The following is a 26,000-nucleotide window of genomic DNA, read 5'->3' as shown; positions in this document are numbered from 1 at the left end:
GCAAATAGTGTTTGTGAGTCTCTCAGAAGTGAACCCAGAGTTGAGCGCGTAGCAAATAGGATTTGAGAGTCTCTCAGAAGAAAACCAAGAGCTGAGCGCGTAGCAAATAGGATTTGAGAGTCACTCAGAAGTGAACCAAGAGCAGAGCGCCTTGCAAATAGGATTTGAGAGTCACTCAGAAGAAAACCAAGAGCTGAGCGCGTAGCAAATAGAGTTTGTGAGTCACTCAGAAGTGAACCAAGAGCAGAGCGCCTTGCAAATAGGATTTGAGAGTCACTCAGAAGAAAACCCAGAGCTGAGCGCGTAGCAAATAGAGTTTGTGAGTCCTTCAGAAGAAAACCAAGAGCAGAGCGCCTTGCAAATAGGATTTGAGAGTCATTCAGAAAAAAAACCAGAGCATAGCGCCTAGCAAATAGAGTTTGTGAGTCCTTCAGAAGGAAACCAAGAGCATAGCGCCTTGCAAATAGGATTTGAGAGTCTCTCAGAAGAAAACCCAGAGCAGAGCGCGTAGCAAATAGGATTTGTGAGTCATTCAGAAGAAAACCCAGAGCAGAGCGCCACGCAAATAGGTTTAGCAAGTCCCTCAGAAGCAAAAACAAAAATGAGAGCGTAACACAACCCATACAGACATGCCATCACATTTGCGAACTGCCATCCGAACTGCCATCCGAACTGCCATCTAATTAAAAAAGTAAAAACAACCATTTTCCAAAAGGATATTCAGCAAACTTTGTCGAAATGGTCATAAATACCTATAGAGAGGAGGTGAAGTTATGAATGAACCTCTTGTCTACCAAAGAAAAGAAGTTCTATGTCCGATTAGTTTTTACGATGCCCTCCAATTAATCTCAAATCCAACTTCTAAAGATTTCCACCGTGTTTCCTTCCAACAACGCACACCCATCCAAAGAACTACTCCCATCAATGATCCGTTATTGAAGCAAACGCTATTTATGTGTAACGAAGCGGTTATCTTCTTAAGTAATCATAAGAAAGGTAAGCAGGAATTAAAGGTTTAAAAAGAAGAAGCTGCCCGAATAAGGCAGCTTTTTCAACACACTATGACAGCAAGATCAAATCGCGTAACTCATCCGTAGATAATTCTGTTAGCCAGGCTTCGCTTTGAATAATTTGTTCATTAAGTGATTGCTTCTGATCAAGCATGCGGTCAATTTTTTCTTCTAATGTTCCTGTGCATATTAACTTATGGACATGGACAAATCGTTTCTGCCCAATTCGATAAGCGCGGTCAGTCGCTTGATTTTCAACAGCAGGATTCCACCAGCGGTCATAATGAATGACGTGGTTTGCAGCGGTAAGGTTTAGCCCCGTTCCACCAGCTTTTAATGATAAAAGAAAGACCGGGAACTCCTTGTTTTGGAAACGTTCAATCATGATATCACGATTCCCTTTAGGCACACTGCCATTTAAAAAAGGGACTTCAAAGCCATATTTCTTCTCAAGCAGTTGCTGAATCATATGACCCATCTCGATGTATTGCGTAAACACTAAGCAGCTTTCTCCTTGCTCGTGGACAGCAGCAATTAATTCATCAAGTTTCTCTAATTTTGAAGAGCGGGAAATTAATGCATGATTTTCGACTTTTTCCTTTAAATAGAGAGCTGGGTGATTACATAATTGCTTTAGGCGACTAAGTAACTGTAAGATAAGACCCTTTCTTTCAAAACCAGTTAGCTTTTCAATCTGCGCAAATGTATCTTGCACCAATTGCTCATAAAGAGCAGCCTGTTCTGAAGTGAGTGGACAGTATTCCTTCTGTTCGAGCTTGTCGGGCAGATTTAACGCCACTTCTTCATCTTTCTTCGTTCTGCGTAAAAGGAAGGGACGAATATATGCTTGCAGTTGTTTAACTTTTTCCTCATCCTGGTCTTTTTCAATCGGAAGAACAAAGCGTTTATGAAAAGCACCTAGACTACCAAGGTAACCATGGTTGGTAAAGTCAAAAATGGACCAAAGCTCAGAGAGACGGTTCTCCATGGGTGTTCCTGTCAAGGCGATATGATGCGTTCCCTGTAATTGCCTGACGGCTTGCGATTGCTTTGTTTGTGCATTTTTAATATTCTGTGCCTCATCAATACTTACAGAACTCCATTCGATTTCCTTTAGGCTATCAATATCTAAGTGAGTTAGCCCATACGAGGTAAGCACAACATCTGCTTCCTTCACTGCTTTTTCTAATACTTTTCCTTTGGCACGATAAGAACCGTAATGAAGATAAACATTTAAATCAGGGGCAAACTTTTCAAATTCCTTTTGCCAATTTCCTAAAACAGAAGTAGGACAGACAATTAGGGCAGGTTGTGTATGGTTTCCGTCCTCTTGCTCTTTTACTGCCAGTATATATGAAATCAATTGGATCGTTTTTCCAAGTCCCATATCATCAGCAAGGATGGCACCAAATTTAAACGAACGTAAAAATAATAACCAGCTCATGCCGAGTTTTTGATATGGTCGTAAGTCGCCTGCCAATCCAGCTGGAATAGGCTCAATGGGGATATCATGAATATTCCGTAGTTGATTAACCATTTTCCTCCATTGACGATTTAATTCTATTTGTACTTTTGCGAATGCCCGTTGGCTTTGTGCTTGATCTTCATCTTTTTCCCCACCAAGCAATTCTTGTTCGATTAAATCCCGGACATGAAGTCCTTCTTGCTCGGCTTTCTTCATTAAACTTTGAATATGCTTTACAAAATGGGGATCAAGCTTAATCCATCGGCCGCGAATATATACAAGGCGACGTTTCTCTTCAACCATTTGCCGAAATTCTTCTTCAGATAGTTCGACACCATTCATCGAGAAGCGCCAATCATAATCAAGCATAGCCTGCAATCCAACAAAGGATGGCCTGTGACTGCTTGATGCTTTAACCTTTGCCTTTACATTCATGCTTGCCTTTTTCATTGCTTGCCACCAAGAAGGGAGAAGGATTTCAACGTCAAGAGCAAGTAAGGTCTCACTCGCTTCAGTTAAGAATAACCATGCTTCTTCTTCTGTAAGTTGAGTGGTCAATTGTTGTTTCTTTCCTTCTAACCATGAAAACATCTCGAGAATACGAATCATTTCCTTGTCTACTTCCCCCTCGTAATCGAGCCAACCAGGAGGATAATTCCCTTCATCTTTGTAATCAACAAAGAGATCTGGATTTTCTCTTCCTCTTAAAAATACGGAAAGGGACCATGTGAGGTCATCTTCTGCTGGCTCCTCAAGTTTAATCCCGAGTGAAAATGGTGTAGGAATTTCTTTTATCCCTATCCATTCCTGCCACTTTTCTTCATCAAAATACGCAGCTAATGCTCGTGCAGAGAGATATTCGTTGCGTAAAGCAAGTAGCTTCTCTCCGAACGCCGCTTTCGCCTGCTTGTTTTTTTGTAAATAATGGTCAAGGGCATGATGGAAGAGTTGCTGAATCATCGGTTTGATTGGTTCATCTAACAATGACTGTTCCCAAAAATCAGGGTGAAATTCATTAATGACATCAGCTGGCAATGCCCAGCGAAAGTGGTCACTTTCCCAAGCGTCAAAATCGGGCATCCATTGACGCTCATCGATGCAATCTTTGAGGATTGGAGCAGCAGCTAGTAGAATCTCAGCTGTTTCATCCCATTTCCAATGAATAAAACGATTAAACTGCTCGTTGGAAAATAATGTAACAATCTCCCAACTATCTAAAAGAAAACCACTGATACCATCGATAGTTTTTTCATTAATCATCGTGCCAAAGAAGCTTTCGCTATGAGAGTAAAAAAGCATGGGCTTCCAGTCAACAGGAGGTATCGTTCTTTCCTTATCATCTTTAGCAAAAATGAAAAAGGCATCCGCTTTAATCATATTTATTTGTATGGAGATCATCCTCGTTTTAAGCATGAATTAGTTTCCCTCTTTTACATTCTTCCTGAAAAGCACGTAGTCGTTTTGTGCTTTCTAACAGCTCCTCTAGGAATTGTTCCCATTCACTAGCCAATGATAATTCTTCATAAAGTGAACGAAGTTTTTGCATTTTCTTCACTGCTTGACGGTATTGCTCACGACTTTTTAAATGGATATCGTGTTGGATTGCTTGATGGTATAAGGGAAGTAGCAATGTGGGCTCTGCTTTTTCAAGACGCTCTAGCCGCTCTTGTGAAATGTCAGTGAGTCGGATGCTGAGCAGTGCTTGGAGATCAACCCATTTCTCCCATTGTTCATATTCATATAAGAAATCATCGTAATAATAAAAGCTATAAGGTAATGTTTCAGTTAAAACTTTTTCGTATAAGTCATTCCGTTTTGTTTGTTGGCAATAAGGTGTAATGACCTCTAAAACCATTTTTACGAGGTCTGAGCATTTATGAAAGTCATCTTCTTCCTCTAAGTATTTAATTGCATAAGGAAGGAGTGTTTCGATATATTGTTCTGCACGTTTCCATTCTTTTTGAGCATTTAGTTGATATATCCAATAAAAGAAATAAGGTGTATAATCATAATCGCCCTCATCGATCAATTGAAACACTTTTTGATCATCATGTAGTAAAAAATGTAAATGGGCCATGCCGATAGTACATGATAGCGAGGCATCAGTTTCATATAGTGTACGTAGTTTCTCTAACTCTTCTTCACGCCAACTCTTTTGTTTGAAAAATTGTGTCCAAAGTCTACGGTATAGTTGAATTCTTTCAAATTGAACTATCTCAGAACGGTGGTCTATTAAGGCTGTTGCTTCATTTCTTAACCGTTCGATAAATGGATCAAAGGCAAATGGGACTGTTTGCTGGGAAAGTCTTTCCATCATGACAGAGGACTCTTCCATTAAGTCTTGAAAAAGGTGGAGATAATGGCGTTCTATCTCCTTTTCACTATGTTTACATTCAGTGGCAAATTGTTCGAGTAGCATAAATGTATGCATGCTACCAATTAATTGGTATAGCAATTTCCATTCTTTTTTTATAGGAGCATAGGCATTTATTTTTCGTAAATAAATATAAAATAAATCAGAAACGACGTATGGCTTTGGATATTGTCCAGATTGATACATAATTTGCTGGAAATTCTCTGTAAAGGTACGAATCCAATTATCATAATCAGGTTGTTTTGTTGGGTTCGTTTGCATAAGGTCACGTGCGCGCTTCAAGCCAAGGTCTGCTAAGGTCTTCCGTTCCTTAATGGGGGCACGCCAACTCTCTATCCAATTAGAAACACTGTTATTTTTCGCTAACAGATAAAAGAATACCGCCATCATATGTCTACAAGTATCTTCCGCAGGACAAGAACAACGACTTATATGATAATCTTCTATATTAAGGGACACTTGGACTCGGTTTACATCTAATACAGCTGCTGTGATGGAGTGTGACTCATAGCGAATCTGCTTCACGAGCCCTTGACGGTATAGAATTAATCCTTTTTGCACAAGTGCTTGATCAGTAGCTGCGTGTGCGTCTAGCTCTTCCTTCACTTTGCGTGCCATATCCTCTAACGGCTCTAAAAAACGCTCAGGAATCCCATTATCCATAGCCTTCACTCCATTCACATCAATTATTGTACCTTTTTAGCATTCCTCCATTATACCATTTTCTAGGCAAAGGTTGAAGCCGCCCGCAGGATTATGGAAAGAACGGCTTTCGTAAAAATATACTCTTTAATCAAACGAAAATATCCATTTCTTAATCGGTCTATTTATGTAAAAAGAACGATAGATGACGAATCGTGTCGAACCTTGACATAAAAGGGTTTTTCGTGCCTTAATGGTACCTTTAAACTATTCAAATATATGATTTTTCAGTTACAATATAAATAGACTAGAAATTTTTGGCTTGGGGGACATAGTATGAGTGAACGAGTACCTCTTTTCCGTGGATTGAAACAGCCGCAATTTGTCGCTTATCAATTGGGAAAAGAGGAGGAAGTTGTCGGTTTATGGAAACCGGTTGTTTGGCTTACTTTAGCGAGTATCATTATTGCAGGCATTTCAGCTTTTTTCGGTATAGGTAGTGAGTATGTTTCAAGATCATTGCCGGATTTAACGAGGAGTGGATATGAAGCCTATCAAACTTTTTTTGCTGTGGGACAGGTAACATGGGGACTCATCTGGATATTATTAGCTATCTTTATTCCTTCACTCTTTTTTTGGACCATATTAGAAGTAGATTATCGTAAATTATTATTTGTACAACTGATTATTACGATGATATTTTTAATAGAAAAATTAGTTTTCATTCCAGTACATTTGTTTTTAGGAATCAGTGCTGAATCGAATATATTTTCACTAGGAATTATCGCCCAAACGTTTACTTCGATTGAGCTCATTATATTCTTTCTAGCCAATATTACGTTATTCAAAGTATGGGCTATCATTCTTACATATAAGTATTATCGCCACTTATCTGAGCGATCCCCACGTTTTATTATTTGGACTTTAATAGGTTTTTATTTATTTGTTGCAGTTATATCATCCTTACTTTCATACATTAAATTCGAAAATATTATTTAAGAAGGGGTTCTCTCATGAAGCTGAAATGGAAGCTTTTGATAGCAGCAGTGATTACGTTATTCATTGCTTTGAATATCACACTTATATTTACAAGTGAAAAAGAGATTAACCGCGTAAACTATATTTCAAAATGGACCGTTGCCAACGAACAGGATTTAATAGAAACGCTACCTGTTGCTGGTATGTTTATGCCAAAGGAAGAGCAGTTTTTCTACCACGATCAAGATAAAGGGAGTTTTCAGGGCTTTCTTGTGGAAAAAGGTCAGGCAGTAGAACCAGGAACAGCCGTACTTGAATATTCCCCACAAAATATTAATGAAACAAAGAGTGCTTTTCAAATGGAAATCGATCGTCTCAATCAGGAAGTGGCGAGTTTAGATCAGCATATTTCTCAGATGGAACAGTTACTTGCCACATCAAACACAATGCCAGCTTCGTCAACAGGTACGAGTCAGCAATTGCAGACCCCAAATGATGATTCAATTATTGTACAAGTAGAGCCCTTTGATAGCACAGCGTATATACAACAATCGATCGCTCGCGATATAGAGAATAAAGAATTGGATAAAAGTAAGTTGGAAAGTGAAGTCGAGAAATACGAAGAAATGCTAACCGCAGCTGATTCAAGCATGATAGAACTCACTGCAGAAAGCATGATTTCAGGAACGGTAAAGGAACTAAAGCATACGCTTGAAAATCCGATTCTCACAATCATCTCTAACGAGCAAAAAATCGAAGGGGAATTAACAGAGGATGAAGTGCAACAAATCTTACCGGGCATGAAGGTCCTGATTACTTATGAAAATAGTAATAAACAATTAGAAGGGACTATTGATACCGTTTCCGTATATCCAGAAGAAACACCAGAGATTGGCAAGGAGAATAGCTACTTGTATACGGTACAATTAACCGAGCCAGAAGATGGAACAAGCGTTTTTGGCCAGCATGTCAACGTAAAAATCGTTACCAATGAAGTACAGGGAGCAACGACTGTTCCCGTAAAAACGATTAAACACACAGATAAAAAACAAGTGAGTTATATCCTTGGTGCTGGAGGTTATGTCGAACGAAGACAGTTGGATACAGGGATGAAACTCGACCATACAGTAGAGGTACAAAAGGGAGTAGAAGCAGGAGAACTAATTGTACTCGACCGTCCACTACTAATCAAATCTAACCACCCGTTCATTACACCACTCTCGCCAACCAAAAACACAAAGGCCAGCTACGGGGCTATGTCAGGTATGGAGATCTTTAAAACAATCTCTAAAGGATTTTTATCTAGATAAATTGGAGGCACGAGCAAATTTTTTTGTTCGTGCTTTTTCGTGGTACCAGCGGGTTCTAAAAAGGGAGGTTGGCAAAATAAAATAAGTCAAGAGGTAAAGAAAGATAAAGCCAAGCGGGTAGACTGATCAAGTGGAATGGGAATGAGCACATAATATGAGTCGAAATTAGCAGGAAGTATGAGTGAATAGGTAATACTCACACGAGCGGGTACAAAATGAGTAAGAAGTATGGCAAATTAGGAATGCCCACACAAGAGGGTACCAAATGAGCAGGAAGTGTGGGCAAACAGGGAATGCCCACACAAGTGGAAACAAAATGATTAAGAAGTGTGAGCAAATATGTTTAGTTTTCTCCTAATCTGTTAGAGTGAAGTGATTCATAATCATCCACTTTTAATCGGAGGGTAGGTTGCTTTTCCTTCACTCTTTTCAAAGTCGCGACAATCAGAAAACTCACGATAACAAGTAAGAGCCATGAACTTACTTTTCCTAAATGAACTAAACTCCATGCTTCTGTTTGGTTTGGATATTGCCACGCCCCAAAGTAGGTGGCAATATTTTCAGCAATCCAAATAAAGAAGCCGATGAGTACAAACGAGAGGGCCAGTGGCATATGGTAAAACTTGTGACCAACTTTATACGCTACCGCAGTCCTGAAGAATACAACTATTACAGCCGCGCCCAACCACCAACGTATATCAATCCAGAAATGATGAGTGAAAAAGTTTAAATAGATAGCTGTAGCGAGTGGCACTGACAATATAAAAGGTGGCCATTTGATCAATTTAACATCTAGTCTTCGCCAAGCCTGACATAAATAACTCGCCACACTTGCATACATAAAGCCACTATACAAGGGAACCCCGAAAACCTTCGAGTAAGCTTCCTCTGGATAAGCCCATGACCCCATATGTACTTTGAAGATCTCCAATGCCAACCCAATGATATGAAAAAGAGTGATGACTTTCAACTCATCTTTTGTTTCAAGTCCAGAGCGAATCATTAACCACTGAGTCACTATACAAATGAGCAGGAGCCAATCGTATCTTGGTAATAGAGGGAGGGGGATGATCTGCGTAATCGCCAATGATGCAAAAATAACAACTGGAAAAATACAAGATAACGCCTGTGACCAACCAAATCGTACGAGCTGTTGTATGGAAAAAAACATGAATGGATACCTCCGAATTTTATTAATGTTACTTTAACAGGTTATTTATTGTTTTTCAATAAAAAAATAATGAAATAAGAAAAATAATCATTCTTTTGCTGCGTACTTAACTAGGTTCAACAGCGTATCTGATAATGGAAGATTCTACTGAATCACATCAAGAAAGACAAAATCTATTAAAGTCGAAAGTCAAGCTATCAAGTCACCATCTTCAATTACTTAGAATGTGTAAATAAAGTTAGGTGTTAGGTCGAATATTTATATAACTACAACTTCATTAGCCATCTCCAAGACCTTTTGAGCGTGAATCCTACTAGCGCGCAAAACATGATCGATTGGCAAGCAGAATTGCGCGAAAAGCTCAAATACGCGCAAAAGCGAAAGGGTGTTCGAGCAGAATTGCGCGAAAAGCTCGAATACGCGCAAAAGCGAAAGGGTGTTCGAGCAGAATTGCGCGAAAAGCTCAAATACGCGCAAAAGCGAAAGGAAATTCGAGCAGAATTGCGCGCAAAACCAAAATACGCGCAAAAGCGGAAGGAAGTCCGGGCAGAATTGCGCGCAAAGCCAAAATACGCGCAAAAGCGGAAGGAAATTCGAGCAGAATTACGCGAAAAGCCAAAATACGCGCAAAAGCGGAAGGAAGTCCGGACAGAATTGCGCGCAAAACCAAAATACGCGCAAAAGCGGAAGGAAGCCCGAGCAGAATTGCGCGAAAAGCACGAATACGCGCAAAAGCGAAAGGGTGTCCGAGCAGAATTGCGCGCAAAACCAAGATGCGCGCAAAAGTGGAAGGAAGCCCGAGCGGAATTGCGCGAAAAGCTAGAATACGCGCAAAAGCGAAAGGAGGTCTGAGCACAATTGCGTGCAAAACCAAAATACGCGCAATACATCAATAGATACATTCGTTCTGTTGCGTGAAAGCAGTAAATCACATTAGAAAAGGAAGGTTATCTGCCAAAACTCCTAGCCTAAAGTAAGTCCAGGTTCACTGAGGTGAAGCGACCGGCACGATAAAACCACTCACAATATCTTCATCCATTTAATTCATTCCATTCCCGCAAAAATAGGGGTTCTGTGCTCACCGAGATTTCATTATAACGGTGTATGTAGTACACAAAACGATCAATTGTACCTTGCTCTGCATAATCAAATATTGTAAAGTAAACTTAACATTTAATATGGCTAAACAAATACAAGATTATCTAGATTGTTTTGTTTTGAAAGGAAGTGGCACAGGTGGTAGGTAAAGCGAAAGAAAATCGTTATCTGTACTTAAGTTTAGGTGTGTTATTAACTATTTTAGGTATTTATTTCTCTTATGAAGATTTTATTCGAGGGGAGTTTGTTGATTCTGTCATGATCTTGGCATTGGGTGTGAGTCAACTTTTCTTTGCATATTTATCTCCGCATATTTTTCCTAGGGATGAACGAGCGAAAGCAATTATTGGTAAGGCAATGACTGCGAATTATTTTATTTTGTTTGTTGTTATTTTGATATTATTCTTAATTACTGGACAAGGGTCTTTAGGTATGTGGCAATTGAGCGCGAACCAAGTATTAATTGTTCTTTTCAGTACAATGATTATCGCAATTCCTGGGACAATGGTTGTTTTTACGAGATTGATGTAATAAGAGAAATTCCCATAGTTAAATGAACTTCAGGTGAATTCAGCTCGTCGAGAGGCACCCATCTAATAAAATGAGTGCCGTTCGTCGATCGTTTAATCCTTTCTCTTTTTCATTAAATCAGTAATTAGTTAACTTTTGACTGAAGATTTATACTAAAAATAAAAAGGAGAGTCAATGATGACAAGTTTCATCATTTATATCATCATCCTTATCCCATTCCTTATTTTCTCTATTGTTCTATCAAAAGGAAAAGGTGCATGGTTAATTGCGGGTTTTAATACAATGTCGGATAGTGAGAAAGCTAAATACAATCGGGTCGCTTTGTGTAAATTCATGAGCAAGGTGATCTATGGTATCTGTTTAAGCATCCTATTATGGGCATTAAGTGATCTGCTGAAATTAACTTGGCTCTATATACTAGGTATGGTTCTATTTGTAGCCATTCTTCTTTTTACCATCATTTATGCAAACACAGGAGATCGTTTTAAAAAATGAAACTTTATTCCATTTAAAACGTAAAGATATCATTAGAACCTTTTCAAGGGGGATGGCAATGTTTCAAAATATTAATGAGCGTTTAGCTATAACGAAGGATAATCAAAGAAAGAAACAAAAATACGAAATGCATATAGAACGTCTGACAGACCACTTACGAGAAGAGGGCCTGAAGAAGGAACAATTACAAATTCAGTTAGAAAAAGAAAAAGAAGATGTGAAAAAGCTAGAAGGATTTAGTTTAACAAACATTTTCTATACGATTACAGGGCAGAAGCTCGAGAAGTTAGATAAAGAACAACAAGAGGTGTTAGCGGCCAAATTGAAATATACTGAAGCGATTGAAGCGATTGATGATATGAATGCAGAGCTTATTGAATATAAAGGGAAGTGGCAAGAAGTAGCCGATGCAGATGTGCAATATAAGTCATTATTAAAAGAAAAAGAGCGAATGATTCATTCTCATGATGAGATGGGAAGTAAGCGATTATTTGATTTGGCAAATGAAGAAGCGGAAGTGCACGCGAATTTAAAGGAATTTGAAGAAGCGATTGAAGTTGGTAGCAGGACCGTAAGAGCATTTGATCAAGCTTTAGATTCACTCTCTTCGTCAAAAAGTTGGTCCACTTTTGATATGTTCGGTGGCGGAGCCCTTTCTACTGCGATGAAGCATAGCCATTTAGATCAGGCGAAATCAGCGATTCATATTGCACAACGGTTGTTAAGACAGTTCCAAGAAGAGCTTTTGGATATAGACAATCATTTTTCCTCTCAACATGAGATCGGTAATCTGTTAACCTTTGCTGATTATTTCTTCGATGGTATTATTGTTGATTGGGTCGTTCATGGAAAAATCAATGATAGCTACGACGAGACAGAGAAAACAAAAAGAAAAGTGCAGGCAGTGCTTCATCAAATTAGAGGTGAAAAAGATGTCATGCAGAAAAAACTACAGGAAATAGAGAAAAAGCGTATGCAAATATTTGAGCGGTAACGTTATAGGTCTCTTCTATTGTGTTTTTGCACATACATCCCACTTGTTTGGTTCGCATATTGACCCACAATACTAGCGATGCATATGAATAACCCTCCAACAAAAAAACCGACAAAGTAATATCCGATAAAGAAGAGTACAAAAGAGGAAACAAGTGAGGCAACCATAATTAATATGATAGCAATTTTGAATTTTTCTTTCATCTGTATTTCACTCCTTATGACTAGTAGGTAAAGAGTATAAAAATGAATGTTGATACAAACAAATAAGGAAATCAATAGGAGAAAAGGCAAGAGTGGGTGATTTCCTTAGTTATTACAATTGGTCGACTGCTTTCGGTAGTGTATCGAGCAATTCAACGCTGCTATTTATTCTTCTTTCTGGTACGATGTTTTATCACAGAGGGTGGAATTGGATTGATTCTTTTTTTATTCATTTGTCAGTCTCATTCCTTCCAGTGTGAATTCAGGTCTAGTGCCAGGTACAACAATAAGTAATGGTTTAAGATTCTCTATATAGTCATAGGTGTAGGGGTTATATTGTTGCTATTAGTAACAATTGGACAAGCTGTGATCAAATTCAAAAAGAAGGAAGAACAAAAACGGCACAAATAAGCATGGCGTTTCTAGTTAGCTGTTATAACCTCCTCCTGTTTCATCTCTTTCCACTCTTTATATATATTGATAGAGGCAATAATGCTTGAAAACCAGAAGAGATAACCATCAAAAGAAAAGCCAATTTGAGATTTCCCCCCTAGAAAAGTGAATAGACTCATTAAAAAGATCATATAAAGAAAGGAAATGATTTGATCTTTCAGACTGTAGGCATGTTTGTCAAGATATCCCTTCCCAATTAGGATGCCAATTAACAAAAGGAGTAAGATGCCTTGTGGTATTGTCTCTGCTACTATACTTTTAGGAAAATAATCAGCAAAGAAAAGAACGGTGAATAATATGAGTGTCAGACTATTTAATACAGTTATCCATTTCATTTCTTCAACCCTCAATATGAATTAAGACCAAGCTGGATTGCATACAACTTCCCAAAGATGTCCATCCGGATCTTGAAAATATCCAGCATATCCGCCCCAAAAAGTCTCATGCGCTTCCTTTGTAATCGTCGCTCCTGCTTCTTTTGCACGCTGCATGATTGTATTTACTTCTTCCTTACTATTCACATTGTGACCAAGTGAACATTCCGTGGCACTAGCTGGCCCCTGCTGAATTTGAGCATCATGAGCCAAATCCTCCCGTTTCCACAATGCCATTTTCAAACCTGATTGTAAGTCAAAGAAAGCGACAGCACCATGTTCATATTCTGTACCAGCAATTCCGTCTGTCGGAAATCCAAGACCATGATGATAAAAATAAACAGCCTTCTCTAAATCATCGACTCCTAGTGTAATCACAGTGATTTGAGGTTTCATGCACATCACGTCCTCTGCTAGATTAATAGTAAGATTTTTCTTAATTGTACTAAAAATGGATAAAAGAAACAATAAAAGATAGATGATAAATGGAATTGAAAAAAAGAATTATTAGATGTGAAAGTGATTTTTACTATCATTTCACCCTCGGACTCTTTCAAATAGAAAATAATATAATGTCGTCTAAACATCGTTTTTTTCTAAGATAAGTAGCGCAAAAGCGAGAATCACGACTAAAAAAAGAAGAAAGGAAAAGATAAGTAGCGCAAAAGCGAGAATCGCGACTAAAAAAAGAAGAAAGGGAGAGATAAGTAGCGCAAAATTGAGAACCGCGACTAAAAAAAGAAGAAAGGAAAAGATAAGTAGCGCAAAATTGAGAACCGCGACTAATAAAAGAAGAAAGGAGAAGATAAGTAGCACAAAATTGAGAACCGCGACTAAAAAAAGAAGAAAGGAAAAGATAAGTAGCACAAAAGCGAGAATCACGACTAAAAAAAGAAGAGAGGGAAAGATAAGTAGCGCAAAAGCGAGAATCGCGACTAAAAAAAGAAGAGAGGGAAAGATAAGTAGTACAAAAGCGAGAATCGCGACTAATAAAAGAAGAGAGGAGAAGATAAGTAGCGTAAAAGCAGAAATCCAGACTAAAAAAAGAAGAAAGGAAAAGATAAGTAGCGTAAAAGCGAGAATCACGAATAATAACAGAAAAGAGGTTTATGGAGAAATGACCACAGCGCGAGTATATGAGATTCAACAAGCTCAGATTCGTTATAAATGCGATAAATTTGTCCAGTTTCATCAATGTCCATTTCCAAAACTGTTGACGATAAAATGGTTGGATGCATTGAAAACAGATCAAAGCTTAGTCATTTAATTAGAAAATCGCTACCAACAAACAAGTAGAACTTGTAGATTAGTAGCGAACGAATCATATTTATATCACACCAATGACTACAGCAGTCAGAACGAGCACAATACTTAGTCCCCAAAGCCAGAAGAGAGAATAGCGTAAATGTTTGCCCATCTCAAGACCAGCAAGACCTAGGGCAAGCCAAACAGCTGGAGCAAGTGGACTGACAAAGGTACCAACAATATTACCAATAATCATAGCATAAGCCGTTGATAAAGAAGCGACTCCGTATGTGGATGCAATTTGATCAACTACTGGTAATAAAGCAAAGTAATACGCATCAGTACTCAACACTAGATCAAAAGGAACACCAAGTATTCCAACGATAATATGGACAAATGGGCCAATAAAGGCAGGTAAAATACTAGCTGCATCCTCAGCGATAGCTGTTAACATACCGGTTCCATTGAGGACACCTAAAAATAGACCTGCTGCGATGATAATGGATGCCATTGTCATTGCTCCTGGTGCATGAGCTTTAACTCTCGCCATTTGCTCATCGACTGTTCTAAAGTTAATAGGTAAGATGATACTAACACCAATTAAAAAGGCCAGTCCTGCAGGGATAATACCTGATACGAGAACCCCTAAGACGAGCAGGGCTAAGATTGCATTCACCCAAATTAGCTTGGGTCTAGCGAGGTGATTTGCTGCTGCCTTTTCTGCTTCTTGATCATGGAAGTCTTCAGCAACTTCAATCGCAGCAGCTGCTTCTAAGGAACCATACATTTTTGTAATACGTTTCTTCTCCCTTATACCCATATAAACGGCCAATGAGAGTATTAATACAAATCCAATAAGTTGGATAGGAATAAGCGGTTGCCAAAGCTCCGTTACATCCATTTCTAATACCGACGCTGTTCTTCCTAATGGGCCGGCCCAAGGAATCATATTGACAATCCCTGCACTTCCCGCAATTAACAGAAGTAATAGGTAAGGATTCATTTTTAATCGTTTGTACAGAGGTAATAGTGCAGGAATGGTTAATAAAAATGTTGATGCACCTGAGCCATCTAAGTGAGCAACTGTTGCGACCAATACAGTACCGACCGTTACAGCGATAATATTTCCATTTGAAAAGGAAACAAGCTTATTAATTAACGGATCAAATAGGCCAACATCTTGTAATATACCAAAGAAAATAATAGCAAACATAAACATGACTGCGACGTTAATAACAGAACTTATACCGCTTTCAAAAAATCCCCCAACCTCAGCAAAACTATATCCTGCAAGCATAGCGCCGATAATTGGTGGAATCACCATCGCAACAATCGGACTGACTTTTCCACTAATCAGTAAAGCGACAATAATTATAATTGTAATAATACCTATTAAACTCAAACTCAATTTTTTCCTTCCCCTCTTCGTTCATTCATTGATGAATGCGTTTTCAAATATCATAAAAATAAGATTAGTATGAAAATAACACGAGGAGAAAAAAGAAAGAATATTTTGTTCATAATCTGAATATTATTCTTTCTTATCTATTTTGTTCATAAGTTTCATGAACAGATCACGTACTTTCTTTGTGGTCGACCGACACTACCGTAAATGAGTCTCGTCTCTACCCGATTCATAGATACGAGATATTCTAAATATCTACGAGAGGTTGAGCGACTTATACCAGTTTGCTCACTTAATTCAACTGCTGTTAAACCTTCTTCTACTAACCCTTCAAACAAGTGTAAAATCTTTTCTAGCGTAATTGCATCAATGCCCTTTGGGAGTAATTGCTCTTCTTCCACAGGGGTAGGATGAATATGAAATACGTTTGTTAGTTCATCCACTTGTTCTTGATCTAATTGCTCATCTGTCCATAGTTGTCTAAAACGTTCATAGCGATTTAAACTTTGGAGGAGTCGATCCATACTAACGGGTTTCACTACATAATCAAATACCCCTGCTCTTAATGCGATTCTAACAGAGTGGGCTTGTTTCTCAGCACTAATAATAATGATATCAATGGATGGATAAAGCGACCGTATTTTCCAAAGTAATGACATACCCTCCACATCAGGAATATATATATCTAGAAAAATAACATCAATTTCATGAGCATTCTTTTCTAAATAAAGTAGTGCATCCGCAGCGCTTCGAGCAACCTCTTTAACGGAGAATTGATGATTTTGCTCAATATAACTTTTGTTAATATCTGCTACTCGGAAATCATCTTCAATGATGAATACGTGGTATTTTTCCATCCTTACTCTTCTCCCTTCTTTGGTAAAATAATGATAAAACTCGTTCCACTATTTTCCCCACTTTCTACAAGAATCTCGCCGTCTACGTCGTTAATCATTTTTTTAGAAATAGCTAAGCCTACCCCACGATAGTCGCCTTCTTTCATCGTAAATCCTTGATCAAAGATTTTCTCCAGCAACTTGTCTTCAATGCCAGTACCTGAATCTTGAACCTCGAAAACACAATCATTTCCGATATCTGTAAAATAAATACTTACTTCGCGCACGCCATTTTTTTGGCCTCTTACAGCTTCTAAGGCATTTTCAATAATATTCCCTAGTGCTGTTAAAATAGCATTCTGTCTTTCTAGCGAAAATGATATCATCATTCTACTCTCTTCATGGATCGTCATCTCGATGCCCCACTCATTTGCCTGATTGTACTTACCTTGTAATAATGCTTGCAATAGGGGATCAGCAATCCTTTTCGTTAAAAAATTTAAACGGGTCATTTGCGAATGATTTTCTTTACGAATAAAGGACATCGCTTTTTGCGTTTCATTATTTTGTAATAGTCCAAGAATGATATGCATTTTGTTAGAAAATTCATGGGTGAATGCCCTTTGCGCATGAGCATATTGTTTAATTCGACTCAATTCTTTGACTACGCCTGCTAACTCTGTTTTTTTCCTAAAGGTATAAACGGCCCCAGGCTGTTCTCCTTGAAGGGAGACTCCGTTTAGGAGAATAATCGTCTCACCTAATATTAATTCTTGATCACGAATAAGTCCTGTTATCTGCTGAGGAACTGGCAGTAATGCGCGAATCTCGCGCCCTATAAATTCGCTTTCTTCGGCATCTGTCCCGATAATCTCTCTCGCGTTCTTATTAACGGCAGTGATGTGTCCTAAATGATCAACAGCGATCATTCCTTCATGTGTGGACTGTAGAATCGCTTTATTTTGATAATATAATTGAGAGATCTGCTCCGGCTCCATATGAAATAATATTCTTTTTATGTAGTTAGTAATTAAAACGGCCCCAGCCATACCTAATAAAATCGCTAATACGAGTGCAACGAATAGTGGTTTGCTTTTATCTTGAATAATTTCTTGAATATTCCCGTTGAGAAAACCAACGGAAACGACACCAATGATTTCCCCATCCTTTTTAATCGGTACTTTCCCCCGAATAGATAATCCCAATGTTCCCTCTTTTTTAGATTGATAAGATTCACCGTTCAAAATCGCCCGTTTATTATCGCCGCCAACCATTTTCTTCCCAATAAAATCAGGGTTAGGGTGAGAATATCTAATGCCATCTCTATTGCCAACAACAATAAACTCAGCTCCTGATGCCTCTTGAATAGGTGTAATGATTTTCTGAATGGTAGAAGCGGGATTACTTAGCTCAAAGGCATCCTGAATTTCAGGTATATTGGCAACTGTATGTGCTAAGCTTAACGCTTTTTGTCCTGTTTGTTCTTCAACCATATCGGATAGGTAGCGAAATAAATAAATAGTAAAAATCAAAAATACAAGCAAAATGAGTAAGCTAATTAAAGCAATCATTTTTCCTTTTAAGCCAAAGTTTTTCCACTTCATCTGCTCCGCCCCTACTGAATTTGTAATAGTGAAAATAATGATATTATAACACGAGATAGTCGTTACTTTAACAAATAGAAAGCGCCCGAAAATGGACCTCGGGGCGCCTTCTATTTATTATCAATTTCCCTTACAACATCTTCAAGCGTCACATTTAAAAGAACCTTTTCCATGGCAAGCTGTGCTGAGATAAAAATAGGTTCTATCGTTTGTTGAATATTTCTCCCTACAAAACAATCAGGGTTCGGTTGGTCATGGAGACTGAATAACTCATTTTCCGAAACGACTTCAACGGCTTGATAGACGTCAAGTAGAGTAATGTCTGCTAAGCCTTTTTTAAGTTTAGCCCCAGCTTTCCCAGGGTGGACTTCAACGAGATCGGCTTTTTTCAGCATCCCGATAATTTTGCGAATGACGGCTGGATTTGTATTAACACTGCCTGCTATCGTTTCAGAGGTATTAATCTCTTTATTTAATTCAAGTAATGTTAATATATGAATTCCCACAGCAAATCGACTGCTTATGGTCATGTTTATCACCTTTCTTTAAAAGGAAGAATCATAGTGAATATTATTATACCGCAATCACAAGAAAAGGAAAAAGGTGAGAATTGACAAAAAAGACACCTGTAACTATAATGATTACATGTAATCAACTCAATTACAACAAGGAGGTATTTTTATTATGAAAATAGCTATTATCGGGGCTAGTGGAAAAGCAGGTCAATTCATTTTGGATGAAGCAGTAGCCAGAGAGCATGAAGTAACGGCAATCGTAAGAAATGCAGGAAGAATAAATAATAGCCAAGTAGAAGTGATAGAAAAAAACATTTTCGATATACAAGCTAAGGACGTAAAAAAATACGATATCATTGTGAATGCTTTTAAATCACCTCAAGGCCAAGAGGAACAACATGTGGAAGCAGGCAAAGTACTGATTGATGCGCTAAAAGGTCAGCAATCTAGGCTAATCGTTGTTGGTGGTGCAGGCAGTCTATATGTAGACGAAGAAACCCGTTTATATGAAACAGCAGATTTTCCTAAAGCTTACCTGCCAACTGCTACACAAATGGGGAAAGATTTAGCGCAACTTCAAAACAGCCAAAACGTCAATTGGACATATATTAGCCCAGGTGCTTTCTTCGACGCAGAAGGTAAACGAAGCGGAAGCTATCAAAAAGGAAAAGATAAACTATTCTTCAACAATCAAGGAGATAGTTATATAAGCTATGCAGACTTTGCTATCGCTGTCCTTGATGAAGCTGAACAAGGCAAACATTTAAATGAACGCATTGCTGTTGTTGGCGACAGAGCATAAAGGAATCGAGAACAATGAATTTACCCCTTCTATATAGATGGGGTATTTTTTATGAGCAAATGAAGATGCGAACACAAGAGAGGAGAAGAAACAAAATAGCCCAGGTTAGTCGTGAAATGTAAATTCAAGTTGTAAGGTGTGTATGGAGCTTATCCTCTTTTCCTAGGTGTTTAAATTGATTTTCCAACAAACGGACGTGAAAGTAGAGGAGCTTGCGCGCAAGTCACTAGTTGTACGTATATAAATAAATCCAGCCCATCTCAATAGCGAAAACTCATCACATACTCACAATCCCGCACCTTCAAAACCCTGTTGTTGTTATTGTAAATGGGCAAGTATCTTTCATTATGATTTCCCTGTTCTGGCGATAAAAATTAGTACTTACTGGCAGGATTCGACATGTTTCTACCGAATGTATAGCCTAGACATAGCGATAAAGTGAGGAAAGAATAACATGGAATTAACCATTTGTAAGTCTACGTTGCAGCGCATACTAAAAAATATTAGTAAGGTGTTAAAAAATAGTCAATCTCCTATGAAAATAATTGTAAGCAATCATCAAGTCACATTCATTGCTGGAAATGAAGATGTGCTTATGGTAATAAATATACCCTCCGAAACAGAAGAAGGGCTCATCATTAAACGCACAGGCTCAGTTATTATTTCTGCCAAATACTTTTCTGATATTATTAAGAAGTTACCAGCCAATATACATATTTACTTGAGTGAGCACAGTACGATTAACATTCAATCAGAAGATATTCATACGAGAATTTTCGCTTTAATAGACGTAAAGACACTAAATATTCCTGATGTGCCAGCAGAAGGGGTCCTTTCATTGAATGCAGCAGAACTTCATGCGCTCATCCGGCAAACAGTGTTTGCTGCTGCTGTTCATGACAATCGTCCGGTCTTAACGGGTGTTAAAATCGTTGCTCGTCATGGCGAGCTCACTTTCATAAGTACAGATGCTCATCGTTATTCTATTAGTTCATTGACGATACCTTCACAGTTAGAAACAGAAATGATTGTTCCAAGTGAAAGTCTACTTGAATGGTCGAAACTTAGCTTACATACAGAGGAAGAGGTTACATTATCACTTTCTAAAAACCATCTAGCTTTGAAAAGTAAACATTGTCATTTTTATATAAGACTGATAGAAGGACGATATCCTGCCACAAGTGATTTTATTCCAAAGCAAAAGGTCAGTTCTTTTCATATCCATACTGAAACCTTTTTACATGGAATTGAGCGAGCAGCACTCTTTTCGGATGCTAAAAAGAATCATCATATTAAATTACAAATACAAAATGGGAGACTGCGCATATCTTCCAATGCCAAACAAATAGGCAGGATTGAAGAATGGCAACCAATTGAAGAGTTATCAGGGAAAGGTGATGTAGAAGTATTTCTTGATAATCACTTTTTATTAGATTATTTGCGCGTAATAGATGATGAATATATTTGCTGTACATACAGTGGAACGATGAAGCCCGTTTTATTTGAACCAGTGAAGGGTTCTCATTTCCAACATCTGATATCGCAAGTGCGATCTTTTTAAGAAATCATGTTCATTTACCTTTTAATAACCAAAAACCAACCAATATCACTACAATTCCGAACCCTGTCCGAAGAGTAGGTGTTTCTTTAAAAAAGAGGTACCCAATGATTAGACTAACAAGAATCTCAATCCCTTTAGAGGCGATGAGGGAAAAAGAAAGGTTATCGACATGTTTGCTTAAAAACTTTACACCATAGCCAATCATTAAACTGGCAGCAATAAATAAAGGAACAAGTTTAATATAGTACCAAAGTGTAGAAAGAAAAAAGGTATCAATGTGCTTCGTTTGATAGGCATAAATGCCGTTGATAATAAATAATCCACAAACCATCAATAGAATCGCTAAGAATATCATATGTTGAGCTCCCTATATAAAAAGAATACTTTAGTTTGCTCAGTTTGTTATTTAATTATGTGTTTGAGTAAGGAGGGATGAAAATGCAAAAAGACAAGGTGAAATTACTTATATTATTATTAGGAAGTGTGTTTATCCTGGGTGCTGCAATGGTTATTATGCTCAAAATATATAACCAACATGTCGAAAATGAACAGATTATTGAGCGCTGTTATGAGGAGTCAGGTGACCGATCATTAACGATTGAGAAAAACGGTGTATTTTCAGAAGTATCTTGCAAGTATCATTAAAGTAGGGATGGTGGAGAAGGATGTGGAAAAGAAAAATGCTCCAAACCCAAAGAGGTGTGTTTGAAATCTTTCAAAAGGGAGTTGGAAAGCCTTTATGCGTTGCGCATCTTTATGCCGTCTTTAATGAAACAGGAGACTATTTTGCTGATACATTCTCTAAGCGTTTTTGCGTAACGTTAATAAATATACGCGGGGTGGGAGAATCAGAGCAAGCTCATGAGCCATATGAATATAGTATGGTAGATAGCGTATTAGATATAGAGGCAATAAGAGTAGCATTAGGGTATGAAAGATGGATTTATGCCGGTCATTCAACAGGTGGAATGATTGGCCTTCTTTATGCACTGCTTCATCAGTCTTCGTTAGAATCACTTGTTATTGTGGGTTCAGCAGCAAGAGACTACACAGAGTCCTCAGCATGCATCTATAATGAAAAACATCCCAAATTTGCTGAAATGCAACAGTATCAATTTGCATTAACTCAGCCAAATGTAACTGCAATAGATAAAGAACAGTTAAAAAAGAAACGTATCCAGCTTTCTCTATTTGAACCCGAAAAATACACCCAATATTTTACGGGCAACATATGTAAGGATATGTCAGGGGTGAGGTTGGATTTTTTCAGTAGAGAAGCCGTTCTTTTTGATATAACAAGGAAATTAAAGCAAATCAACATACCGACGAACATTTGTTGTGGACGTTATGATGTCCAGTGCCCGGTTGAGTATTCGAAGGAAATCCACCAAGAAATACCCCAATCACAGCTATTTATTTTTGAAAATAGCAATCATTATCCATTTTTGGAGGAGAAAGACTTATTCCAGAAAGTAATCGTTCAAGCCTTGAATTAATGACGGTACATCTCACTTTCTTCGGAAATATTCACTCGAAAACGAAAGAAAATACCTCCAAGAAGTGTAATGACAACTAAAGTCCAAGTAAGAAAAAAGACGGTTCCGATTGTTGAAAAATCAATTAGATAATTCGTTGTTCTCACTTGGTACATCACAGAAAACAGAGGAAAAGAGACGGCACCGAAAAGTAAAATCAATAGACTTAATCGTGTAGCTGTTTTTCGATAGAGCTTTGAAAAGATCAGTAGAAAACTAATTAAAAGCAATATCAATGTCATGATGCTAATAAACATAAAGATACTCAATTCGATTCACCTCTTTTAGAAATTGAAAGGGGGTGAATTGACATGGACCCCCCTTTTATTTATTTACCATTGACGGTAAAGATAAACTTGTTTAATAAAGTCGCTTGAAACTATCAAAATGTTTGCTCCAATAAGGGTTGTCTAAGCTGGTGATCATAACACCACTTGATGAAGCATGGATGAATTGATTATTTCCGATATAAAACCCTAAGTGAGAGATTCCTTTTTTATAAGTACCCTCAAAGAAAACAATATCACCCGGTACAGGGTCGTTTACATAATACGAACGGCTAAAATAACCCTCGGCGTTTGTTCTCGCAATGTTTGTTCCTGTTTGCTTCAGTACGTAATAGATAAATCCACTACAATCAAACCCACTTGGCGTTGATCCGCCCCAAACATAGCGCGTATTTAAGTGCTTCTTAGCCTCATTAATTATGGCAGCGGCATTTCCTGAGATATTGTCATTTGTTGGATTAGACGGCTTCGTCTCTGTATCCTTACCAGCATTATTACTGGTTACATATAATTTTTTTCCGGCAAAAATTAAATCAGAACTTAACTGATTCCACTTTTTTAAATTGCTAACAGTCGTGTTTGTCTTTTTAGCGATGCCACTTAGTGTGTCTCCAGGCTGAATAACATATGTATCCTTCTTGGAATTGGAATTCCCGCTACTTCCATTTGAACCGCTTGATGGTTTGGAAGAAGCATTTCCAGAATTACTTGAGGATGAACCATTCACTTTAAGTGCTTGTCCTGGGAAAATGAGATCGCCTTTTAAATTATTGAGATCTACTAAAGCTTTGACAGTCATATTATGTTGGCGGGCAATCTTAGATAAAGTATCTCCTGACACCACTTTATATGTACCTGAACTAGACTGATTAGAAGAATTATTCTCTTTTGCAGGTGCTGAGTTTTCACTAGAGACAATGAGCTTTTGGTTAATTTGTAAGAAGTCTGAGTTTAAATCATTCCATTTTTTTAGCTGAGAAACAGATGTATTGTATTTCTTAGCTATATCCCATAATGTATCTCCTTGTTTTACAGTATGAGTTGAGTCAGCGGACGCTTGAGCGGCAAAAGCAGAGGAAACGACAGCAATCGTGGCCATCGACACCATATGTTTTTTCACGTCTAGTAATCTCTCCTTTACTCCAAGATTTCGTCAATTCTATCATAATATCGTCTATAGAATTATATTTTTTACAACCTTTTACAAAATAAGATGAAAAAACATTATTTTCGAGGACTTTCGACTTGGTTCTTGAAACATACGACATAATGTGACAGCTTATGATAAAGTTCTTGTCGAAGAAAAATGTCGACTATCATCGAATGAGCAGACATATGTCAAATGATGTTGAAAAATGGGGGTAAATTAGGTGGAAGGATATATTTAAATGCTTCCATATAAGTATATTTACAAAAACGGAAATTTTTTGACAATTTAATATTGATTCATATTGGGAATTTTAGTATAATATTCCTAAGAAATACTAGGAGGATAGTTTGGTTTGGATGCAGAAAACCCTATTAATCTACTAGAATTATTATTGAAGGCGCACGAAAATGGAATGAGTCAAGGGGATGTAGATGTAGAGAAATATGTCGAACAATTGGCAGTGGACCTTAAACACTTACTAAGCCCACGGCGTTCCTTTTAACAAGAAAAAGCACCTTCTGGCGGGAAAGTGCTTTTGCTCAAACCTTATTAATGTTGGGTAGGTAGTGGTGCACCATGTTGAGTCGGCAGCGGTTCAGCGCCATGTTGAGTTGGTAGTGGTGAAGATCCGTGTTGAGTTGGAAGCGGCTCAGCACCGTGCTGAGTAGGAAGTGGTTCAGCGCCATGTTGGGTCGGTAGCGGTTCAGCTCCAACAAATCCTCCGAAAGCAACCATTGAAAGTGCAACAACTGATGCAGAAACGAATTTTTTCATTTTCCTTTCTCCTTTCAATATAGAAATATCTTACAATACAAATATTAACACTTTTCTAATAATTTATCTAGCTCTATCCCTACTAATTTGGCAAATTTTTCATCATTTTGTAGTAAAAAGATAGATTTTGCCCGATTAATATACTCCGTACCTATATCTATCTCACCAATTTTGATGTAACTTTCGCCCGATTGGAAGTAAAATTCCCCAAATAAATAAAGAATCTCATTATTAATGCAATAATTAATCCCTAAATTACTATATTTCAACGAGTCCTCATAATTATTCATTGCTGCTAATGTTTGTGACAGCCCATACAAAATCCGCAATTTCACTTTCGGATCCAGTATATGCGGAAGCGAATCCAAATTATCTAACGCATCCTCAAACATATTAGAAGCAAATATGAAGTCCTTTTCTTCAAGTTTAATAATCGCTAAGCTCGTAAGAATTTCAATTTCGTTCTCTGTCAGTCTACTTCTATCAGGGTTCGTTAAATCGATTGCTTGATAAAGGAGTTTTACCGCATCATCCTCATTTTGGTGTAAATAATACTCACAAATCCCCTCATGCCAAAGCATAAATTGCATAGAAATTCGCTGCTTAAATAAAGGGTTGTCCCTCTCTTGTTCAATAATCCCATAAATCGCTTGATAATCACGTTCACGCTTATACTTCTTAATTAATAAAAAAACAGCCGTAACATAATTGAAGGTACTTGATGATGCATAGTCAATGAAATGGCTGACTTCTACATTCAACCGTTCAGCCAATTCATATAACTGATCTAATGTTGGATACTTCTTGCCTTTTTCATATTCGATGATTTCTTCTGACGAACAAATTCCTTGTGCTAAATCCTCAATTGATAGTTTTTTAAATTGACGAAGATCGCTGAGAATTTCTCCAAAACTTACTGGTGCAAGGCTCATAAACATACCTCCTTTTCCTTTTATAATAAGTAAATTTTGTATATTTATCAATAATTTTAAATGTTCAGATATAGGTAAAATTAAGTATTTTTTCGATTTTTTATATTAAGTATGAAATTATATTGCGGTGGATAAACTGTTAGTCGGGTAAGAATACCAAAAAAAGGTCAATAAATCGACATTATTTCCTAGCGTTTTTTTGTTATAATACTGTCAGTAAGAAAATGGTGTAAAAAACCTATTGAACCATTATATC

General features: G+C 37.7%; 28 protein-coding genes. 13 read left to right on the top strand and 15 right to left on the bottom strand.

The window, feature by feature from the left end:
* Window positions 1-773: 773 nt before the first annotated feature.
* Window positions 774-1,019 carry a hypothetical protein gene (locus tag MKX83_RS22190; RefSeq protein WP_340976798.1) on the top strand — a complete coding sequence of 82 codons (246 nt, stop codon included), beginning with the start codon at window positions 774-776 and terminating at the stop codon, window positions 1,017-1,019.
* Window positions 1,020-1,059: 40 nt separating this feature from the next.
* On the opposite strand, the gene MKX83_RS22185 is transcribed toward MKX83_RS22190, so the two are convergent.
* Both MKX83_RS22185 and MKX83_RS22180 read right to left on the bottom strand, forming a co-directional pair.
* A complete protein-coding gene (locus MKX83_RS22185; RefSeq protein WP_341058042.1) occupies window positions 1,060-3,888 on the bottom strand; it encodes a DEAD/DEAH box helicase in 2,829 nt (942 codons plus the stop codon).
* Entirely contained in the window at window positions 3,881-5,512 is a 1,632-nt protein-coding gene (locus tag MKX83_RS22180) for an SWIM zinc finger family protein (protein WP_322909827.1), read from the bottom strand. Before MKX83_RS22180 ends, MKX83_RS22185 begins: the two co-directional genes overlap by 8 nt.
* A 315-nt stretch (window positions 5,513-5,827) precedes the next feature.
* Here MKX83_RS22180 and MKX83_RS22175 point away from each other — a divergent pair, with 315 nt between their 5' ends.
* Together MKX83_RS22175 and MKX83_RS22170 are read left to right on the top strand one after the other, a co-directional pair.
* On the top strand, window positions 5,828-6,490 hold the full coding sequence (locus MKX83_RS22175; protein WP_095371628.1) for a hypothetical protein: 663 nt from the start codon (window positions 5,828-5,830) through the stop codon (window positions 6,488-6,490).
* 14 nt (window positions 6,491-6,504) lie between these two features.
* Complete coding sequence (locus tag MKX83_RS22170; RefSeq protein WP_095371629.1) at window positions 6,505-7,779, top strand: efflux RND transporter periplasmic adaptor subunit; 1,275 nt, start codon at window positions 6,505-6,507, stop codon at window positions 7,777-7,779.
* A 343-nt stretch (window positions 7,780-8,122) separates the two neighbouring features.
* Here MKX83_RS22170 and MKX83_RS22165 read toward each other — a convergent pair whose 3' ends face one another.
* A complete protein-coding gene (locus tag MKX83_RS22165) occupies window positions 8,123-8,950 on the bottom strand; it encodes a DUF817 domain-containing protein (RefSeq protein WP_322909826.1) in 828 nt (275 codons plus the stop codon).
* A gap of 303 nt (window positions 8,951-9,253) precedes the next feature.
* Here MKX83_RS22165 and MKX83_RS22160 point away from each other — a divergent pair, with 303 nt between their 5' ends.
* The 4 genes from MKX83_RS22160 (at window position 9,254) to MKX83_RS22145 (ending at window position 12,068) form a co-directional block, all read left to right on the top strand.
* Window positions 9,254-9,802, top strand: a complete 549-nt coding sequence (locus tag MKX83_RS22160) for a hypothetical protein (RefSeq protein WP_341058040.1) — start codon at window positions 9,254-9,256, stop codon at window positions 9,800-9,802.
* Window positions 9,803-10,186: 384 nt separating this feature from the next.
* The gene (locus MKX83_RS22155) at window positions 10,187-10,579 is read left to right on the top strand and encodes a hypothetical protein (protein WP_224936728.1); all 393 of its coding nucleotides are present in this window, start codon (window positions 10,187-10,189) and stop codon (window positions 10,577-10,579) included.
* A gap of 177 nt (window positions 10,580-10,756) precedes the next feature.
* Window positions 10,757-11,074 (top strand): DUF3784 domain-containing protein, encoded by a 318-nt coding sequence (locus MKX83_RS22150; RefSeq protein ID WP_341058037.1) that lies wholly within the window; start codon window positions 10,757-10,759, stop codon window positions 11,072-11,074.
* 58 nt (window positions 11,075-11,132) lie between these two features.
* Window positions 11,133-12,068 carry a hypothetical protein gene (locus tag MKX83_RS22145; RefSeq protein ID WP_224936726.1) on the top strand — a complete coding sequence of 312 codons (936 nt, stop codon included), beginning with the start codon at window positions 11,133-11,135 and terminating at the stop codon, window positions 12,066-12,068.
* Between the two features lie 2 nt (window positions 12,069-12,070).
* On the opposite strand, the gene MKX83_RS22140 is transcribed toward MKX83_RS22145, so the two are convergent.
* The 3 genes from MKX83_RS22140 to MKX83_RS22130 form a co-directional block, all read right to left on the bottom strand.
* Entirely contained in the window at window positions 12,071-12,271 is a 201-nt protein-coding gene (locus MKX83_RS22140; protein ID WP_224936725.1) for a hypothetical protein, read from the bottom strand.
* 422 nt (window positions 12,272-12,693) lie between these two features.
* Entirely contained in the window at window positions 12,694-13,059 is a 366-nt protein-coding gene (locus MKX83_RS22135; RefSeq protein WP_341058036.1) for a hypothetical protein, read from the bottom strand.
* Window positions 13,060-13,080: 21 nt separating this feature from the next.
* Window positions 13,081-13,494 (bottom strand): VOC family protein, encoded by a 414-nt coding sequence (locus MKX83_RS22130; protein WP_341058034.1) that lies wholly within the window; start codon window positions 13,492-13,494, stop codon window positions 13,081-13,083.
* 424 nt (window positions 13,495-13,918) lie between these two features.
* Here MKX83_RS22130 and MKX83_RS22125 point away from each other — a divergent pair, with 424 nt between their 5' ends.
* The gene (locus MKX83_RS22125; RefSeq protein WP_341058031.1) at window positions 13,919-14,365 is read left to right on the top strand and encodes a hypothetical protein; all 447 of its coding nucleotides are present in this window, start codon (window positions 13,919-13,921) and stop codon (window positions 14,363-14,365) included.
* Window positions 14,366-14,425: 60 nt separating this feature from the next.
* Here the strand turns inward: MKX83_RS22125 and MKX83_RS22120 are convergent, their stop codons facing one another.
* The 4 genes from MKX83_RS22120 to MKX83_RS22105 all read right to left on the bottom strand — a co-directional run bounded on the left by MKX83_RS22120 (window position 14,426) and on the right by MKX83_RS22105 (window position 18,718).
* Window positions 14,426-15,751 (bottom strand): CitMHS family transporter, encoded by a 1,326-nt coding sequence (locus MKX83_RS22120; RefSeq protein WP_224936721.1) that lies wholly within the window; start codon window positions 15,749-15,751, stop codon window positions 14,426-14,428.
* Window positions 15,752-15,906: 155 nt separating this feature from the next.
* Complete coding sequence (locus tag MKX83_RS22115) at window positions 15,907-16,605, bottom strand: response regulator (protein ID WP_341058027.1); 699 nt, start codon at window positions 16,603-16,605, stop codon at window positions 15,907-15,909.
* 2 nt (window positions 16,606-16,607) lie between these two features.
* Window positions 16,608-18,188, bottom strand: coding sequence for an ATP-binding protein (locus MKX83_RS22110; protein WP_095371643.1), 1,581 nt, complete (start codon window positions 18,186-18,188; stop codon window positions 16,608-16,610).
* Between the two features lie 110 nt (window positions 18,189-18,298).
* Window positions 18,299-18,718, bottom strand: coding sequence for an Rrf2 family transcriptional regulator (locus MKX83_RS22105; protein WP_095371644.1), 420 nt, complete (start codon window positions 18,716-18,718; stop codon window positions 18,299-18,301).
* A 154-nt stretch (window positions 18,719-18,872) separates the two neighbouring features.
* Between MKX83_RS22105 and MKX83_RS22100 the strand changes: the two genes are divergently transcribed.
* On the top strand, window positions 18,873-19,505 hold the full coding sequence (locus tag MKX83_RS22100; RefSeq protein ID WP_322909822.1) for an NAD(P)-dependent oxidoreductase: 633 nt from the start codon (window positions 18,873-18,875) through the stop codon (window positions 19,503-19,505).
* A gap of 454 nt (window positions 19,506-19,959) precedes the next feature.
* On the top strand, window positions 19,960-21,066 hold the full coding sequence (dnaN, locus tag MKX83_RS22095; protein WP_341058023.1) for a DNA polymerase III subunit beta: 1,107 nt from the start codon (window positions 19,960-19,962) through the stop codon (window positions 21,064-21,066).
* A 10-nt stretch (window positions 21,067-21,076) separates the two neighbouring features.
* Here the strand turns inward: dnaN and MKX83_RS22090 are convergent, their stop codons facing one another.
* Complete coding sequence (locus tag MKX83_RS22090) at window positions 21,077-21,421, bottom strand: hypothetical protein (RefSeq protein WP_095371647.1); 345 nt, start codon at window positions 21,419-21,421, stop codon at window positions 21,077-21,079.
* An 83-nt stretch (window positions 21,422-21,504) separates the two neighbouring features.
* Here MKX83_RS22090 and MKX83_RS22085 point away from each other — a divergent pair, with 83 nt between their 5' ends.
* Window positions 21,505-21,711, top strand: a complete 207-nt coding sequence (locus tag MKX83_RS22085) for a hypothetical protein (RefSeq protein ID WP_307318260.1) — start codon at window positions 21,505-21,507, stop codon at window positions 21,709-21,711.
* A 20-nt stretch (window positions 21,712-21,731) separates the two neighbouring features.
* Window positions 21,732-22,562 carry an alpha/beta fold hydrolase gene (locus MKX83_RS22080; RefSeq protein WP_307318261.1) on the top strand — a complete coding sequence of 277 codons (831 nt, stop codon included), beginning with the start codon at window positions 21,732-21,734 and terminating at the stop codon, window positions 22,560-22,562.
* On the opposite strand, the gene MKX83_RS22075 is transcribed toward MKX83_RS22080, so the two are convergent.
* Both MKX83_RS22075 and MKX83_RS22070 read right to left on the bottom strand, forming a co-directional pair.
* Window positions 22,559-22,870, bottom strand: coding sequence for a hypothetical protein (locus MKX83_RS22075; RefSeq protein ID WP_095371650.1), 312 nt, complete (start codon window positions 22,868-22,870; stop codon window positions 22,559-22,561). The two genes, MKX83_RS22080 and MKX83_RS22075, sit on opposite strands and share 4 nt — an antisense overlap.
* A 91-nt stretch (window positions 22,871-22,961) precedes the next feature.
* Complete coding sequence (locus MKX83_RS22070; protein ID WP_095371651.1) at window positions 22,962-24,008, bottom strand: C40 family peptidase; 1,047 nt, start codon at window positions 24,006-24,008, stop codon at window positions 22,962-22,964.
* A 382-nt stretch (window positions 24,009-24,390) separates the two neighbouring features.
* Between MKX83_RS22070 and MKX83_RS22065 the strand changes: the two genes are divergently transcribed.
* Window positions 24,391-24,540, top strand: coding sequence for a hypothetical protein (locus tag MKX83_RS22065; RefSeq protein WP_281203165.1), 150 nt, complete (start codon window positions 24,391-24,393; stop codon window positions 24,538-24,540).
* A gap of 47 nt (window positions 24,541-24,587) precedes the next feature.
* Here MKX83_RS22065 and MKX83_RS22060 read toward each other — a convergent pair whose 3' ends face one another.
* Window positions 24,588-24,812: a hypothetical protein gene (locus tag MKX83_RS22060; protein WP_095371652.1), complete on the bottom strand. Its 225-nt coding sequence runs from the start codon at window positions 24,810-24,812 to the stop codon at window positions 24,588-24,590.
* 44 nt (window positions 24,813-24,856) lie between these two features.
* Complete coding sequence (locus MKX83_RS22055; RefSeq protein ID WP_095371653.1) at window positions 24,857-25,744, bottom strand: helix-turn-helix domain-containing protein; 888 nt, start codon at window positions 25,742-25,744, stop codon at window positions 24,857-24,859.
* Between the last annotated feature and the right edge of the window lie 256 nt (window positions 25,745-26,000).

This window comes from Cytobacillus sp. FSL M8-0252, assembly GCF_038007345.1.
Taxonomy (GTDB): domain Bacteria; phylum Bacillota; class Bacilli; order Bacillales; family Cytobacillaceae; genus Cytobacillus; species Cytobacillus kochii.
The sequence above is the reverse complement of the archived record's forward strand: the minus strand, read 5'-3'. Positions and strand labels throughout refer to the sequence as shown.